Source organism: Rhizobium sp. B230/85 (assembly GCF_019355735.1).
Classification (GTDB): domain Bacteria; phylum Pseudomonadota; class Alphaproteobacteria; order Rhizobiales; family Rhizobiaceae; genus Rhizobium; species Rhizobium rhododendri.
This window is the reverse complement of sequence record NZ_CP072156.1, coordinates 2637092-2652747: the sequence shown is the minus strand read 5'-3', so window position 1 is coordinate 2652747 and position 15656 is coordinate 2637092. Positions and strand designations below refer to the sequence as shown.

The 15656-nt window shown below is 60.3% G+C and carries 15 protein-coding genes and 1 tRNA gene; 14 read left to right on the top strand and 2 right to left on the bottom strand.

Annotated features, from left to right (window positions below; genetic code table 11):
* The first annotated feature begins 57 nt into the window (after nucleotides 1-57).
* From J5289_RS12860 to ilvC, 3 genes are all read left to right on the top strand, one after another.
* A complete protein-coding gene (locus J5289_RS12860) occupies nucleotides 58-966 on the top strand; it encodes an AraC family transcriptional regulator (protein ID WP_111222914.1) in 909 nt (302 codons plus the stop codon).
* 127 nt (nucleotides 967-1093) lie between these two features.
* On the top strand, nucleotides 1094-1759 hold the full coding sequence (locus J5289_RS12855) for a TetR/AcrR family transcriptional regulator C-terminal domain-containing protein (protein ID WP_374108265.1): 666 nt from the start codon (nucleotides 1094-1096) through the stop codon (nucleotides 1757-1759).
* A gap of 42 nt (nucleotides 1760-1801) precedes the next feature.
* Complete coding sequence (ilvC, locus tag J5289_RS12850) at nucleotides 1802-2821, top strand: ketol-acid reductoisomerase (protein WP_111222915.1); 1020 nt, start codon at nucleotides 1802-1804, stop codon at nucleotides 2819-2821.
* An 89-nt stretch (nucleotides 2822-2910) separates the two neighbouring features.
* Here the strand turns inward: ilvC and J5289_RS12845 are convergent, their stop codons facing one another.
* A complete protein-coding gene (locus J5289_RS12845) occupies nucleotides 2911-3288 on the bottom strand; it encodes a type II toxin-antitoxin system VapC family toxin (RefSeq protein ID WP_209184012.1) in 378 nt (125 codons plus the stop codon).
* Nucleotides 3288-3497 carry an AbrB/MazE/SpoVT family DNA-binding domain-containing protein gene (locus tag J5289_RS12840; RefSeq protein ID WP_111222917.1) on the bottom strand — a complete coding sequence of 70 codons (210 nt, stop codon included), beginning with the start codon at nucleotides 3495-3497 and terminating at the stop codon, nucleotides 3288-3290. The genes J5289_RS12845 and J5289_RS12840 overlap by 1 nt, the downstream gene beginning before the upstream one ends.
* A gap of 210 nt (nucleotides 3498-3707) precedes the next feature.
* Between J5289_RS12840 and J5289_RS12835 the strand changes: the two genes are divergently transcribed.
* The 11 genes from J5289_RS12835 (at nucleotide 3708) to J5289_RS12785 (ending at nucleotide 15643) form a co-directional block, all read left to right on the top strand.
* Nucleotides 3708-4937 carry a PLP-dependent aminotransferase family protein gene (locus tag J5289_RS12835; protein ID WP_209184010.1) on the top strand — a complete coding sequence of 410 codons (1230 nt, stop codon included), beginning with the start codon at nucleotides 3708-3710 and terminating at the stop codon, nucleotides 4935-4937.
* A 239-nt stretch (nucleotides 4938-5176) separates the two neighbouring features.
* Entirely contained in the window at nucleotides 5177-6154 is a 978-nt protein-coding gene (locus tag J5289_RS12830) for an ABC transporter substrate-binding protein (protein WP_209184009.1), read from the top strand.
* A 34-nt stretch (nucleotides 6155-6188) separates the two neighbouring features.
* The gene (locus tag J5289_RS12825; RefSeq protein WP_209184008.1) at nucleotides 6189-7883 is read left to right on the top strand and encodes an iron ABC transporter permease; all 1695 of its coding nucleotides are present in this window, start codon (nucleotides 6189-6191) and stop codon (nucleotides 7881-7883) included.
* On the top strand, nucleotides 7871-8905 hold the full coding sequence (locus J5289_RS12820) for an ABC transporter ATP-binding protein (RefSeq protein WP_209184007.1): 1035 nt from the start codon (nucleotides 7871-7873) through the stop codon (nucleotides 8903-8905). The genes J5289_RS12825 and J5289_RS12820 overlap by 13 nt, the downstream gene beginning before the upstream one ends.
* An 85-nt stretch (nucleotides 8906-8990) precedes the next feature.
* The gene (locus tag J5289_RS12815; RefSeq protein ID WP_209184006.1) at nucleotides 8991-9986 is read left to right on the top strand and encodes an isopenicillin N synthase family oxygenase; all 996 of its coding nucleotides are present in this window, start codon (nucleotides 8991-8993) and stop codon (nucleotides 9984-9986) included.
* Between the two features lie 89 nt (nucleotides 9987-10075).
* Complete coding sequence (locus tag J5289_RS12810) at nucleotides 10076-10816, top strand: NUDIX hydrolase (RefSeq protein ID WP_247749107.1); 741 nt, start codon at nucleotides 10076-10078, stop codon at nucleotides 10814-10816.
* Nucleotides 10817-10885: 69 nt separating this feature from the next.
* Nucleotides 10886-11803, top strand: a complete 918-nt coding sequence (locus J5289_RS12805) for a PhzF family phenazine biosynthesis protein (RefSeq protein ID WP_209184004.1) — start codon at nucleotides 10886-10888, stop codon at nucleotides 11801-11803.
* Between the two features lie 124 nt (nucleotides 11804-11927).
* A tRNA-Lys gene (locus J5289_RS12800) sits at nucleotides 11928-12003 on the top strand.
* A gap of 175 nt (nucleotides 12004-12178) precedes the next feature.
* A complete protein-coding gene (locus tag J5289_RS12795; RefSeq protein ID WP_219276555.1) occupies nucleotides 12179-12466 on the top strand; it encodes a hypothetical protein in 288 nt (95 codons plus the stop codon).
* Between the two features lie 372 nt (nucleotides 12467-12838).
* Entirely contained in the window at nucleotides 12839-13285 is a 447-nt protein-coding gene (locus tag J5289_RS12790) for a molybdopterin-dependent oxidoreductase (protein ID WP_142823601.1), read from the top strand.
* Nucleotides 13286-13291: 6 nt separating this feature from the next.
* On the top strand, nucleotides 13292-15643 hold the full coding sequence (locus tag J5289_RS12785) for a bifunctional diguanylate cyclase/phosphodiesterase (RefSeq protein ID WP_209184003.1): 2352 nt from the start codon (nucleotides 13292-13294) through the stop codon (nucleotides 15641-15643).
* Nucleotides 15644-15656: the final 13 nt, after the last annotated feature.

Sequence of the window (15656 nt, the reverse complement as noted above, 5' to 3'; positions counted from 1 at the left end):
TCGCCTACATAGGAACGGTAGCTTGCTCCCCCTGCACCCCCGATTAAGAGTGCCTTGATGACACTGATGTTCAATCCCCATCATGAAATCGCATCGATCGCCGCCCGGTTTGCGCCCGGCGAAGGAGAGTTCAAGACAGCGATCGAAGGGCTCGGGATAAGCCGTCGCTCGATGCCGAGCGCACCCTGCCACGCCAGCTATCGGCCGTGCTTCGCGATGGTTATCCAAGGGGCGAAAAGCCTGCAGCTCGGAACCGACACCATTAATTACGGCGCCGGCGACTACCTCCTGACGTCGCTCGATCTCCCTGTCGCCTGGCGCGTCGTCGAGGCCAGTCCGGAAGTCCCGCACTTCTGCATAACGCTTGCCATCAGCCCCGAGAAACTGCTCGATCTGCTCAGCCGGACGGATATCCAGCGGCCAGCCGAACCTGCTGCGGGCCAGCGCGGAATGATGGTCAACATCGCGACGCCCGAATTGCTCGATGCTGCCGTGCGGCTGCTCCGCTTGCTCGATAATCCGAGCGACATCCCGGCGATGGCGCCGCTGCTCGAGCAGGAGATCCTCTACCGCATCCTGACGGGACCAGCGGGTGGACAACTCATCAACATCGCTGTCGCCGACAATCACGGCCACCGCATCGCCCGCGCCGTTGCCTGGCTCAGAGAGAATTTCGCTCGTCCGCTCCGCATCGAGGAGTTGGCCGAGCACGTCAACATGAGCGTTTCCTCCTTTCACCATCATTTCAAGGCAATCACAGCGATGACGCCGGTGCAGTACCAGAAGCAGTTGCGGCTGCACGAGGCCCGGCGGCTGATGCTGATCGAGCGGCTCGATGTCGGCACCGCCGGCCACCGCGTCGGTTACCAGAGCCCGTCGCAGTTCAGCCGCGAATACAGCCGTCTCTACGGCCTGTCGCCGCTGCGCGACGTCGAAGGCATGCGCGCGCCCATCGCCGCCGAATAGGGCTCGCGCAGCAGCTGGCCGCACGTCTCGGCGCTCACGGAAATTTCTTCGGCTCTCTGCCCAAAGTCGCTTGACGCCTTGAGCCAGCTGCGGCATAAGGCTGCGAACCGTACCGTACGGTACGCAAGTGGGAGTGGTCATTGTGCCGAGCGACGCACTGCAGACATCGGAGTTTTCGCCACGTCAGAACGCCGTTCTGGAGCAGGCGCTGCGATTGCTGGTGGACGGTGGCGAAAAGGCGCTGACGACATCCGGCGTGGCGCGCGCCGCCAATTGCTCCAAGGAAAGTCTCTACAAGTGGTTCGGCGACCGCGACGGGTTGCTGTCTGCGATGATTGCCCACCAGGCGAGCAAGGTCCGTACCTTCGAGCGCAACGGCGAACGGCTGACGGCGACGAGCCTGCACGATCATCTGGTGATCTTTGCCCGCGACCTCCTGGAAGTGCTGGCCGGCGACGTATCGCTGGCACTGAACAGGTTGGCGATCGGCCAGTCGAACCGCGATGGCTCGAAGCTTGGGAAGCTGCTGCTCGAGCGCGGACGTCGACAGATCGACCGACGTGCCAGCGGCCTGATCGATGCCGGCAAGCGGGCGGGGCTGTTGCGCTTCGACGATGCCAACGAGGCCTACCATACGCTCTATGGCCTCGTTGTCTCCGACCTGCACGTTCGCATGCTGCTCGGCGAACGCAGCATCAAGGATGGTGCCCAGCAGGCGGAGAGGGCGGTCAGTGCTTTCCTCAGGCTCTATGGCACGGAAAAAGTTTCGGCGGATGCAGCCGCATCCGTCTGATGGATCAAACCAAAATCGACAAGCAAGGGAAGGAAAAATCAAATGCGCGTCTATTACGATCGTGATGCCGATCTCAATCTCATCAAGGCCAAGAACGTAGTCATCGTCGGCTACGGGTCCCAGGGTCGCGCCCATGCGCTGAACCTCAAGGACAGCGGCGCCGCCAATGTGGTCATCGCGCTCAAGGCCGGTTCGCAGACGATCAAGAAGGCCGAAGCCGATGGCTTCAAGGTCATGACCGTCGCAGACGCCGCCAAGTGGGGCGACCTGTTGATGATGGCGACCCCGGACGAGTTGCAGGCCGATATCTGGAAGGCCGACATCGAAGCCAACATCCGTGACGGCGCCGCCATCGCTTTTGCCCACGGCCTGAATATCCATTTTGGCCTTATCGAGCCGAAGGCGTCGCTTGACATCGTCATGATCGCACCGAAGGGCCCCGGCCACACGGTTCGTGGCGAATACCAGAAGGGCGGCGGTGTGCCTTGCCTCGTGGCCGTTCACCAGAACGCTTCCGGCAACGCGCTTGAACTGGCGCTCTCCTACGCCTGCGGCGTCGGCGGCGGTCGTTCGGGCATCATCGAAACCAACTTCCGCGAAGAATGCGAAACCGACCTGTTCGGCGAGCAGGTCGTCCTCTGCGGCGGCCTGGTCGAACTGATCCGCGCCGGTTTCGAAACGCTGACCGAAGCCGGCTACGCACCGGAAATGGCCTATTTCGAATGCCTGCACGAAGTGAAGCTGATCGTCGACCTGATCTATGAAGGCGGCATCGCCAACATGAACTACTCGATCTCGAACACGGCGGAATGGGGCGAATACGTCACCGGCCCACGCATCATCACGGCCGAAACAAAGGCTGAAATGAAGCGCGTTCTGACCGACATCCAGACCGGCAAGTTCACCTCGGACTGGATGCAGGAATACCGTGCCGGCGGCTCGCGCTTCAAGGGCATCCGTCGCATGAACGACAATCACCAGATCGAGGAAGTCGGCGCCAAGCTGCGCGGCATGATGCCTTGGATCGGCAAGAACAAGCTGGTCGACAAGGCCGTCAACTAAGCCTTTCGTGATATTATGTGAGACAAGGAGGCCGGGGCGAAAGCCTCGGCCTTTTCCGTATGGTGGGTAGAGCGAAGTTTCGGGTTACGCTAGCTGATCTTCTCGACGTAGGCTGCCCAAGCCAGACCTTTGAAATGCGCATCGCAGGTCAGAATGTCTGCATCGTAAGTTTCAGCAGTTGCGTGGATGATTGCATCGGCGATCGACAGTTTGTGGCGCGTTGCCGTCTCCGCTGCCAGTCGTGCTATCGCCGTATCTAGTGGCGCGATGATGCATGTGGCTGTAAACGCGAAAAACTGATCGACGGCTTCTTCACCCTTTTCGCGGCTCAGCCACTTGGATAGCTCGAGCTGGACGATGGTGGGCACGACGCACTTGTCGCGTTCGGGCATTTCATCGGCCAAGCGTTGACCAGTCGCGCTGTCGAGCAACCATTCGATCCATGCCGAGCTATCGACCACGCGCATCAGAGACGATCGTCGCGGTCGCGATAGTTCTCAGGATTTCCTCCAGCCGCAATCCCCCTGAGGCTTTCGAGTGTCGGCACTGGCATAATCAGCACCGCATTGCCCTTCGGGATGAAAACGAACTCCTGACCCGCAGACCAGTCTTGCTGATCTCGGACCTCTTTCGGGATCGAAATCTGGAATTTGGACGATAGGGTTGCGGTTGCCATCTTACCATCTCTTGATCGATGTCTATCCAGTAAGAATAACACACCAGCAACGTCGGGGGAATTGACGTTTCCAACTGTATGGACCGATCGTTCGCTTCCTATTCATCATCAAAATCGTCACTGCCTATTGGCAAAATAGGTCAGCATTATTGACTTATCTTTTGTTGCGTGGTTAGCTTCCCGAAAGACACAAAATTACGAGGAAGCCCCATGTTGAATTGGGAAACGATCTTTGCGACGCGCTCGAGCCGGATGCGCGCCTCTGAAATCCGCGAATTATTGAAGCTGCTGGATCGGCCGGATATCATCTCGTTCGCGGGCGGGATCCCCGATCCGGAGTTGTTTCCGAAGGATGCGTTCAAGCAGGCCTACGCCGACATCTTCGACGGTGCGACTGTCGATGCAGCGCTGCAATATTCGGTCAGCGAGGGCTACAAGCCGCTGCGTGTGTGGCTCGTGCAGCAGATGGCCGGGCTCGGCGTTGCCTGCGGCCTCGACAACGTATTCATCGTCTCCGGGTCGCAGCAGGCGCTCGATTATCTGGGCAAGCTGATGCTGTCTCCCGATGATACGGCTCTCGTCACCGCGCCGACCTATCTCGGCGCGCTGCAGGCCTTTAACGCCTACGAGCCGACTTACGACCGGTTGACGCCGAACGGCAACCGCACGCCGGGTTCCTATCGCGCTGCTGCGGAGAAGGCCGGTGGGCGGGTGAAGTTTGCCTATCTGTCTCCGGATTTTGCCAATCCGACCGGTGAGACGATCGACCTCGAGGCGCGCGAAAAGCTCATCGACCTCGCCGACGATCTCGATATCGCTATCGTCGAAGATGCCGCCTACCAGTCGCTGCGCTACGACGGCAACCCGATCCCGCCGATCCTTGCCCTGGAGATTTCCCGCAAGGGCGATATCGAAGCAACGCGGACGATCTATTGCGGCAGTTTTTCCAAGACGATGGCACCGGGTCTGCGCGTCGGATACGTCGTTGCCAACGCTCAGGTAATCCGCAAGCTGGTGCTGATGAAGCAGGCGGCGGATCTTCACTCTTCGACCATCAACCAGATGGCCATTCACAAGGTCGTCGAGCATGGTTTCCCGGCTCAGGTTGCCAGGATCGGAACGGTCTACAGGCGCCGCCGGGACTGCATGCTGGCAGCCCTTGCCAAGTACATGCCGGCCGGGACCCACTGGACGAAGCCTGAAGGCGGCATGTTCATCTGGGTCACCCTGCCGGAGGGCATGGATGGAGCGACGCTGCTTGCAAAATCGCTACAGACGGCCAAGGTCGCATTCGTGCCGGGGCAGGCGTTCTTTGCGGATGGATCCGGCGCCAATACATTCCGGATGAGTTTTTCCCGCGCCGACGACCAGCAGATCGAAGAGGGCATTCACCGCCTGGCGGACCTGATTGCGCAAGAGATCGTCTCCAAGGCGGCCTAGTGGGTGCGCTTGCTCAAGGCAGACGTTTTGTCCGGCCGTGGGCCATTCTGAAATCCCTCTATCTCCGGAGCCGCACAGTTCGTCTGCCGGGCGCCTCCGGCGTTGTTGTGCCTGTTGGATGCAGTTCCCCATCGGTTGAGCACGCGACCGTTGCAAAATGCCATTGATTGCACGCCGACCTGTCACACATCTGTAAAACGCCGTCCCTATGGGAAGTGCAAACCAATGAGGACCGAGCCATGAAGACGATCGCTACCGCCGCCGCGCTGTTTGCCGCGAGCCTTGCCGCATTGCCGGCCTCCGCTGCCGATCTTGTGCTCTACACCAGCCAGCCGAACGAAGATGCGCAGGCGACCGTCGATGGCTTCATGGCCGCGAACCCGTCGATCAAGGTCGACTGGGTGCGTGATGGCACACCGAAGATCATGGCCAAGCTTCAGGCCGAGATGGTCGCTGGCAATCCCGTTGCCGACGTGCTTCTGATCGCCGACACCGTGACGCTCGAGCGGCTCAAGGAAGCTGGCAAGCTGATGGCCTACAAGTCTCCGGAAGCCGTGAACTACGATGCGTCGCTCTATGACGCAGGCGGTTACTATTATTCGACCAAGCTGATCACGACCGGCATCGTCTACAACACTGCCGCCGCCATGAAGCCGACCAGCTGGCAAGACCTGGCCAAACCGGAAGCCAAGGGCCTCGTGGTCATGCCGAGCCCCCTGACATCAGGTGCAGCGCTGATCCATGCGCAGACGCTGGCGGGTGTGCCGAGCCTCGGCTGGGATTTCTACAAGAGCCTCGCTGCCAACGGGGCGATTGCATCGGGCGGCAACGGCCAGGTGCTGAAGTCGGTGGCTTCAGGCGAAAAGGCCTATGGCATGATCGTCGACTACATGCCGATCCGCGAGAAGGCCAAGGGCGCACCGCTCGCCTTCGTCTTCCCGACCGAAGGCGTGTCCGCCGTCACCGAGCCGGTTGCGATCCTGTCGACGGCCAAGCACGCGGATGCTGCCAAGGCGTTCGTCGACTATGTGCTGTCCGAGAAGGGGCAGGCGGGTTTCGTCAAGCTCGGCTATATTCCGGCGCGCAACGGGGTTGCCATGCCAGAGGGCTTTCCGGCGCGCAGCACGATCAAGGTGCTGCCGCTCGATGCCGCAGCGGCTGTCAAGAATACCGACCAGGATCTGAAGACCTTCTCCTCGTTCTACGGTGTGAAGTGAGTTACAAGATCCCGTCGATCAACCTGGACCACGCATGACAGACTATCTTCGCCGGGGAAATGGCCAGCCAATCTGGCTGTTTCCCCTCGTTGTCCTTGCCGTTCTGATCCTGTCGGCCATGCCGCTGGTGCGCCTTGCCGTTGCCGGCATCGCAGCTCTGCTGCACGGCGGTGCATATGATCTCGTCTCCGATGCCGGCCTGTGGCAATCCACCTGGTACACGGTCGAGACCGCGGTGATCGGCACCGTCATTTCCGTGGCCATCGGCTGCCTGTTTGCCTTCCTGCTCGGTCTCACCGATCTTCCCGGAAAGGGCATTCTCAGTTTCCTCTTCGTGCTACCGATGATGATCCCGCCGCAGGTCACGGCGCTCGCCTGGGTGCAGATGAGCGGCCCCTCGAGCCCGCTGCTCAAAGCACTCCACATCGCGCCGCCGCTGGGGTCGCCACAGCCGCTCTATTCGATCGGCGGTATCGCGTTGCTCTACGGTGTGCAGCACGCGCCGCTGGTCTATCTCGCTCTGCGGGCCGGCCTGATGGCGTTGCCGCGCGATGGCGTCGAGGCTGCCCGGCTTTCCGGCGCGGGTGGCTTCCGGGTGTTTCGCGATGTCATCCTTCCGCTATCGATGCCGGGCATCGTTGCCGGTGCTGCGATCGCCTTCGTCTCGTCCATCGGCAATTTCGGCATTCCGGCGATCCTCGGCATTCCCGCCTCGATCTTCACGCTGTCGACGTTGATCTTCACCAAGTTCTCCGCTTTTGGCCCGCGCACATTCGGGGATGTCGCCGTGCTGTCGTCGATCATCGCGGTCATTTCGATTGCCGGGCTTGCGTTGCAGAACCGGGCGCTGCGAGGGCGGGATTACCGCGTCATCGGTCTCTCCGGTGCGTCAGCTGCCTTTGCGCTTGGACGCTGGAAACTTGCCGCCGGACCGCTGCTCTGGGGGCTGGTGTTCATCATGCTGGTGGCGCCATTCCTTGCGCTTGTCGCCGGCGCGCTGGTGCCTGCCTACGGCGTGCCGCTTTCGTTGAAGACGGCATCGTTGCATGCCTTCGAGGAAATCCTGTTTCACCAGTCGGTGACACGGGTCGCTTTTGGCAATTCGCTGTTTCTCGCTGGCGCCACAGCGCTCGGCCTGCTGGTGCTGACGGTGCTTGCCGCCTACGTGCTGACGAAGCGGCGGGACCTTGCCAGCCGGCTGCTGGCGGGGCTGATCGACATTCCCTATTCGCTGCCGGGGATCATCATCGCTGTCTGCTTCATCCTGCTGTTTGCAGCGCCCCTGCCGCTCATCCATGTCACGCTCTACGGCACGATCTGGATCATCCTGCTTGCCTACTTCTCGGCCTATTTTTCCGTCAGCCTCAAACCGGTGATGAGCGCGTTCCTGCAGCTTGATCCGGCGCTGGAAGAAGCGGCGCGGCTCTCGGGGGCAGGCTTCCGGCGCCGCCTGGTCGATATCATCGTGCCGCTGATAGCGCCGGCCGCCGGTGCCTCTGTCATCCTCGTATTTCTCATTGCCTGCAACGAGTTGACGGTGTCGGCGCTGCTCTGGTCGGCGGGCACGCAGACGCTTGGCGTGGTCATCTACAATCTCGACGACAGCGGCAGCTCCGACCTCGCATCTGCGATGTCCGTGCTGGTCGTTGCGATGGTGGTTCTCCTGATGCTGCTTCTGGAGCTTCTGGCCAATCGGCTGCCGAAGGGAGTGGTGCCGTGGCGCAGCTGATCCTCGATACGCTCAGCAAGGATTTCGGAACGGGTCGCGCCGCCGTCGAAGGACTTTCGCTGACCGTGCGCGAGGGTGGGTTCCTCGCGCTTCTCGGGCCATCCGGTTGCGGCAAGACGACGGTGCTGCGGATGATTGCCGGTTTCGAGCAGCCGACGGGAGGTTCGATCCATCTCGGCGACCGTTTGCTTGCCAATGCGATGTCCGCTCTCCCGCCGGAAAAACGCAATATGGCGATGGTGTTTCAGTCCTATGCGCTATGGCCGCACATGAACGTCGCCGACAATGTCGGTTATCCGCTCAAGGTCCGTGGCATTTCCGGTTTGGACTATCGCGACAGGGTGATGGAGGCGCTGCGCACCGTGCGGCTTGGTGATTATGCCGAGCGTCGCCCGGCTGACCTCTCTGGCGGCCAGCGACAGCGGGTGGCGCTGGCGCGCTGCCTGGTGACATCGCCCGACGTCGTGCTGCTCGACGAGCCACTCGCCAATCTGGACCGACATCTGAAGAAGGAGATGGAGGAAACGTTCCGCGAGTTCCACCAGCGCTCTGGTGCCACGATGGTCTATGTGACGCACGACCAGAGCGAGGCGATGGCGCTGGCAACGGATGTCGCCGTCATGTCGGAAGGCCGTTTGCTGCAAGTTGCCGAACCCGCCGAGATCTATGCCCGTCCCGAGGGGAAGCTGGTGGGTAGCCTGATTGGCCAAGGCAGCATTCTTTCGCTGCCGCTATCGCCCGAGACGGTCGGACGAGCCCTCGACTGGAGGGCGCTGGCGCCTCTGATGGCGGGTTCGTCGAGCAGTCGTGGCGCATCTGTCGATATTCTGGTGCGTCCGGAGGACGTCATCGCCGATGCCGAAGGGATCGAATGCAGCGTTGAGGCGGTGCTTTACGAGGGCGAACGCTATGCCGTGCGGCTAGCTCTGCCCGATGGCCAGGTCCTGCGCGCCTACACCCGCCATTCGGTGTCACCGGGCGACCGGATACCGGTGGTCATCCGCGCCGGCTGGAGGCTGTAGCCACTGAATGGCGATCTCCCTCATGAGGTGGTTGTCGCCCTCTGCCAGCTGTGTTTCAGTCGAGTGTCGTTCAAAAGGAGTCGCCATGCAGAGCACAGCTTTTCCAATCTTCGATCTCGGCGCCTATGAGGCTGCAGGGGCTTCCGATAAGCGAAGGCTTGGCAATGTTGTCGATGATATCTGCCGCTCGACAGGCTTCCTGGCAATCGCCAACCACGGCATCAGCGACGGCATTATTCAGGACATCTGGGCTACGACAAAGGCCTTCTTCGACTTGCCCGCGGCAGAGAAACAGCAGGCCAGTGCCCCTTATCCTGGCTATCCCTACGGTTATCTCGGGCCCGGCACGGAAGCGCTGGCTAAATCGCGTAACGTCGAGACACCGCCTGATCTGAAAGAGAGTTTCAATGGCGGGCCTCTGGCCGTACCGCCGGGTATGACGGATACGGAGGCGCTTAGCTTTTGCTATGCGGCGACGATCTGGCCATCTGCTCCGAAGGGTTTCACCGAGGCCTGGAAGAACTACTATAGCGCAATGGAAGACCTTGCTGCGCGGATCATGCGGGTGTTCGCGACGGCACTGCAGCTCGACGAACATTTTTTCGATGCCCATATCGACGCTCCCATCAGCGCCCTCAGAGCTCTCAATTATCCGGAACAGGCAGTGTCTCCCGAGCCGGGGCAACTGCGTGCGGGTGCGCATACGGACTATGGCAGCCTGACGATCCTGCTTCCGCAGCCGGGATCCAAGGGACTTGAGATCATCGCACCGGACGGCAGCTGGACACCGGTGCCGCCGGTACCCGGTGCATTTGTCATCAACATAGGCGATCTCATGGCGCTGTGGACCAACGACCGCTGGGTCTCGACTATGCACAGGGTGGTCAATCCGTCTGCGGAGGAGGGTGGGCTACAGCGTCGCCAGTCACTGGCCTTCTTTCACCAGCCGAACTGGTTTTCGGAAATCTCCTGCTTGCCGTCTTGCGTGGCGCCGGGCGATAGCCCGAAATATGCGCCTGTCCTTTCCGGCCCCTACCTCATGGGCAAGTTCAAATCGACCGTCACAGGAAAGGCCGGCTAAATTTCCCGATATCGAGATGCCATCGATGCGGTGGCTTGCACAGGCAGCACGCATCTCGACTTTCCGACCTCATGACCCTGGAATTTATAATGAACACGACACGCATCGAAGAAACCGCCGGATGGCCGCCTGAGAAGACTGTTATTGCGGTTCCTGCCGTAGAACTGCGGGTGCTGGCCGGCGACCATCCGGTCCATCTTGCCAATGCCGATGCCATCACGGCCAACTGGGCAGCGGAGATTGCCGCCAACCCGACGCTGTTCGACGGCCGGATGGTGTTCCAGCGACGTCTGGAGATCACCTCTTCCGGAATTCGCGGCGAGGGTCACGTGGTGCCGTTCTCGTCCTTCATGTGGTGGCGCAAGCAGGCGGATCGCAGCGGCGGCTTTCATCTGTTCGGTTATCCCGTCATCGCCAGCTCCGATGGGGCGCTGGTGGCAATCAGGATGGGCGCGCATACCGCCAATCCCGGCCAGGTGTATTTTGCTGCCGGCTCGCTAGACGAACACGATATCGTCGACGGTTTCTGCGACATAGCCTCCAATATGCGTCGCGAGGTAGGGGAGGAAACCGGGCTCGATCTGGACCTTGCGACGGCCGATGGCGGATATTACGGGGTCCACCAGAACAGCACCGTCACGCTGTTTCGCATTTTCCGTTTTTCGCAGACGGCGGAAGAATTGGTGGCGGCAATCGAGCGGCACATGATTGACGACGAGGAGCAGGAAATTGCCGGCGCTGTGGTCATTCGTTCGGCCGATCCGAAGGCTCAGCCCTACCACGGGAGTATGGTGACCATCCTCGACTGGTATTTCAATCGGCAGGCTTGAGCCAGTCGCCTTGCACTTGGCAGCGCGGTCGGGCAGGTTGCCCGTCGTCGAAGATTTCAGGAGGCTGATTTGGCTCGCAGTTACGGCATCTACGATGTGTTCACCGATCGCAAACTGGCCGGCAATCCGCTGGCCGTGATCTTCGACGGGGACGGGCTCGGCGACGCGGAAATGCTTTCGATCGCGAGAGAGATGAACCTTTCGGAGACTGTCTTCGTCTGCTCGTCGACCAATCCTGCCCACAGCGCCAGCTTGCGGATATTCACGCCCGGGCGTGAACTGCCGTTTGCCGGCCATCCGACCGTCGGCACCGCTATAGCTCTTGCCGAGCGCAATCATGCCGGAAATGGCGGCGAACTCGATCTGGTGTGCGTGCTCGAGGAGAAGGTCGGACCGGTGCGCTGCGCCGTTCGCCTCCGCCAGCAGCAGGCGAGCTTTGCCGAATTCGACCTGCCGCGCAAATCGCAGCAGATCACCCTGCCGCTCGACAGGCTCGGGATCGCCAATGCCCTGGGATTGCAGCCGAGCGAACTCGCTTTCGAGAATCACGTCGTGTCGCTGTGGTCGGCCGGCGTGCCGTTCCTGCTCATTCCCGTGCGCGACATAGGCACCGCCGGGCGTGTGGAGTTCGATCCGCAGCTCTGGGAGAAGACCGTGCCCTTCGTCGACGGGGCATTGGCCTCGGCCTACCTCTACTGCCGAGGCGCGGTCAACCACACCGCAAAGTTCCATGCGCGGATGTTTGCCGCCGGCATGGGCATCGTTGAGGATCCTGCAACGGGGTCCGCAGTCGCCGCGCTGTCCGGCGCCATCCATCGTTTCGACAGGTTGCCGGATGGCCATCATCCGATCATCGTCGAACAGGGCGTGGAGATGGGCAGGCCGTCGCTCATCCATCTGCACATCGATGTCACCAATGGTGAAATTTCCAATGCGCGTATTGGCGGCCAGGCTGTTCGCATCGCGTCCGGAACGCTGGATCTTTGATTTTAAAGGGTTTTCTGACTTATCCGGTTTTTTTTGACAATTCGGCAAAGAAAATTCGTCAATCGGCTGGACAATGAAAGCGATCCTATTTATATCGCCCTCACACCGGAAGAACAAGCGGTGCGGGTGATTAGCTCAGTTGGTAGAGCAGCTGACTCTTAATCAGCGGGTCGTAGGTTCGAGCCCTACATCACCCACCAAATTCTCTTTAAAATCAATTTGTTGTAGGTATCCTTGGAGGATACCTACGGTCCGGGTACGCAAGTTCCGGTCTGGATCTTTCCGCGAATTCTATAAAATTCGTTAAGGAATTTCGCGCTTAGCGCGTCATCCGATAACCCCACCATTGTGCCGAATGCGTCATGTTACTAAGTTATGTATATCGGGACCTGCGAGGAGGATCGCCGATGGTCGATCAGGGAGGTGATGATGATCGAGGCTTCCACGCTTTTTCACGCTTCTGTTCACTACAGGGGCATTGCGCTGCATAACGGCGTACTCACCCTGCCACGCCTGCGGGCCATCGTTGGCAAGACGGCTCCGAAAAAGGCGAAAATTACCGATGCGGATATTGTCCGTGCGGTCACAAGCCGGGACGGGACGTTCGAACTTGACGGATGGCGGATCAAGGTCTCTGCCATCCACCAAGTCGATCGCCCTTAGTGCTGTCCAAGCCCTCAATCTTATCCAAGCCAGGTCTTTTTCAAAAGTCTGGAACTAAAGTGCTCGCTGAAGGGTTGCGCCGGCAGAATACAGAACTTTTCAGTGCAATTGAGCCGGGATCAAAATGCCACCCTGCACGTCAGGCGCGCTGTGGGTAGTGATCTGCCTGGCCAAGACCGGCTTTGGGAGATTGCTGGGCAGCAAGAGCAGTTGCAAATGATTGATCGGGTGATAACTGACCTTTCGGGGTTACCGGATTAAGAATTTTCAAGCGCACATATTTTAAAATTATTCGAATCGGAGCTTTTCTTGCGACAGTTATTTTGGGCGGTTATCGCAATCGCCGTCGGTCTTGCGGTGTCATCGGCCTCAATGGCGCAATCCCTTGCTGCGCCGAAGTCTGCGCCGATCCTGGTGATTTCGGGTGACATCACAAACACCAATGTTGCGGGGACTGCGCAGTTCGACCTGCCGATGCTGGAGGCCCTCGGCATGGAAAAGATGTCGACCAAGACGCCCTGGTACGAGGGCGTGGTGACGTTCGAAGGCGTGCCTATGGACAAGCTGATGAAGATGGTCGGGGCCAAAGGCACAAGCGTCCGCGCAGTCGCGCTCAACGACTACGCCATCAACATCCCGATTTCCGATTTCGCCGAGTACGGCACAATGCTGGCGATCAAGCGCGACGGTCAATATATGCCGGTTCGCGACAAGGGACCGCTGTTTATCGTCTATCCGTTCGACAGCAACAGCGAGTTGCAGACGCAGACATATTACGGCCGATCAGCCTGGCAACTCGCCAAGCTCGTCGTGGAGTAACAGGCGTTGCGAAGCACCACCGTTGCGTTCAGGAAGATCCAGTGGGTGCTCGCCGGGGTGGTCTGCTTTTTCGTCCTTTCTTCTTCCTATCTCTCCTATGTGATCATCGAGCGGCAGGAAGCCCTGCATCAGGTCGCAGGCTATAACGAGACCTGGAGCGTCAGCCAGACGTCCTCGGAATTGCTGCGGCTCGAAAAGACGCTGCTGGCCTATTCGGTCCCGGGTAGCGGCGTGTCGTTGAAAGATGTGCGGCTTCGGCTGGACATCATGTTCAATCGTCTCGGCGTATTGGAAAACGCCACCTTTCGAAACTTTGTCCGCAACGACAATTTCAACAAGTTGGCCATCGAACAGCTGAAGACGGCGCTTGATACGGTCGACCGTTCGATGCCGGCGAGCGATACGGCGCCATTCGATCCTCAGCCGGCATTGAAGATCCTCGCCGATATCGAGCCCGATGTCATTGCGCTCGGTTCCGCTGCAATCGAAAGCGGTGCGAAGAAGATCGATGAAGACGAGGCCGGTCTTGAGCGGCTGCATCTGATCTATACGGGCCTGACCGCTGGCCTCATCCTCTGCGGCATCGCTCTGATCATCCTTCTTGTCCAGCACAACCGGCTGCTTGCGCGCGCGCGCGACAAACTCAACAGGGCAACGGAAGAGCTGCAGCGCACATCGCGGGAAACCGACGCGCAGAATTTTCGCTATCTGACGGCCTTCAACAACATGACGCAGGCGCTGTGCATGTTTGACAAGGACGGCCGCATGATCGTCTGCAACGACCGCTTCTCGACGATGGCGGCGCGGCCGCGCGGCATCGCCAGCGGTACGTCCATCGACAGCATTGCCAAAACCTCCGAGTCCGGGTCTGGTTCTTCGACCTTCGAACAGCTTCTTGCCCTCCAGATTCCGCTGATCAAGGAAGCGCGGCGCGGCGTCTTCATGCATGAGGCTTCCGATCGCAAGGCCTACGTGGTGACCCACGAGCCGCTGCCGGAAGGCGGCTGGCTTGCGACCTACGAGGACATCACGGAGCGGCGTCGGCTGGATGCGCGCATCGCCCACATGGCCCATCACGATGCGCTGACCAATCTGGCGAACAGGGTGCTGTTCATGGAGATGCTGGAGCGCAAGCTGAAGGAGGCAAAGCGCGACGGCGACGCGGTGGCCGTATGTTTCCTTGACCTCGACGGCTTCAAGGATGTCAACGATACGATGGGGCACCACGTTGGAGACGAGCTTCTGCAGCGGGTATCGCAGCGCCTGCTCGCCCATGTCGGCCCCCGCGACGTCGTCGCCCGCATCGGCGGCGATGAGTTTGCTGTCATCAATATCCTTAAAGCCAACGAGGATTTGAGCGAGGAAGCCAGCGAGAAGGAGAGCCTGGAGCTGCCGATCCGGCTGGTTGCAGAGCTGACGCGTCCTTACCTGTTGGACGATCACGAGGTGACCATTGGCGCCAGCGTTGGCGTGGCAAAGTTTCCCCAGCATTCCTCGGATCCGGAAGAACTGTTGAAATACGCGGATCTGGCCATGTACGAGGCCAAGGCCGAAGGGAAGGGACGCGTGCGCGTCTTCCGTCCTGACATGGACGAGCGGCTGCTGGCGCGAAAGGCGCTGGAAGTCGATCTGCGCAAAGCGCTCAAGCGGCGCGAGATGGAAGTTTACTACCAGCCTCTCGTGGACACCGCGACGCGTCAGGTATCCGGCTACGAGGCGCTGTTACGGTGGAACCATCCCCGGATGGGTCAAATCCCGCCAATGGACTTCATCCCGATTGCCGAGGATACAGGGCTGATCGGCGCGCTCGGTGCGTGGGTGCTCAACCAGGCCTGCGCCGATGCCGTGCGCTGGCCTGACCACATCACGGTCGCCGTCAATCTTTCCCCGATCCAGTTCCGTAACGACAACCTGATCCAGACGGTCGTCGCGGCCCTGACGGATAGCGGGCTCGAGGCCGGCCGGCTGGAGCTGGAAATCACGGAATCCGTCCTGCTCGATGCAGGCGCCCATACGGCGTCGACCTTGCTGGCCCTCAAGAAACTCGGCATCTCGATTGCTATGGATGATTTCGGTACCGGCTATTCGTCGCTGTCCAATCTCAGAAGTTTCCCCTTCGACAAGATCAAGATCGATCGGTCGTTCATCCGCGAGTTGACCCTGCATTCGGAATCACTGTCCGTCGTCCGGCTCATCACCGCTCTTGCCCAGACCCTGGGGATGTCGACGACGGCGGAGGGCGTGGAGACCGAGGAGCAGTTCGCCGTTCTCCAGGAGATCGGCTGCACGCAGGTTCAGGGCTATCTGTTCGCCAAACCGAAACCGGCGCGAGACCTCGGCAACGATCCTCGACAGTAATGCTGGCTTCCCC

Bases quoted from the DNA above. Each gene is read 5' to 3' on its own strand.
- J5289_RS12860 (WP_111222914.1), top strand. From the start codon at position 58: ATGACACTGATGTTCAATCCCCATCATGAAATCGCATCGATCGCCGCC.
- J5289_RS12795 (WP_219276555.1), top strand. From the start codon at position 12,179: ATGTATATCGGGACCTGCGAGGAGGATCGCCGATGGTCGATCAGGGAG.
- J5289_RS12840 (WP_111222917.1), bottom strand. From the start codon at position 3,497: ATGGCAACCGCAACCCTATCGTCCAAATTCCAGATTTCGATCCCGAAA.
- J5289_RS12830 (WP_209184009.1), top strand. From the start codon at position 5,177: ATGAAGACGATCGCTACCGCCGCCGCGCTGTTTGCCGCGAGCCTTGCC.
- J5289_RS12835 (WP_209184010.1), top strand. From the start codon at position 3,708: ATGTTGAATTGGGAAACGATCTTTGCGACGCGCTCGAGCCGGATGCGC.
- J5289_RS12825 (WP_209184008.1), top strand. From the start codon at position 6,189: ATGACAGACTATCTTCGCCGGGGAAATGGCCAGCCAATCTGGCTGTTT.
- J5289_RS12845 (WP_209184012.1), bottom strand. From the start codon at position 3,288: ATGCGCGTGGTCGATAGCTCGGCATGGATCGAATGGTTGCTCGACAGC.
- J5289_RS12810 (WP_247749107.1), top strand. From the start codon at position 10,076: ATGAACACGACACGCATCGAAGAAACCGCCGGATGGCCGCCTGAGAAG.
- J5289_RS12790 (WP_142823601.1), top strand. From the start codon at position 12,839: ATGGCGCAATCCCTTGCTGCGCCGAAGTCTGCGCCGATCCTGGTGATT.
- J5289_RS12815 (WP_209184006.1), top strand. From the start codon at position 8,991: ATGCAGAGCACAGCTTTTCCAATCTTCGATCTCGGCGCCTATGAGGCT.
- ilvC (WP_111222915.1), top strand. From the start codon at position 1,802: ATGCGCGTCTATTACGATCGTGATGCCGATCTCAATCTCATCAAGGCC.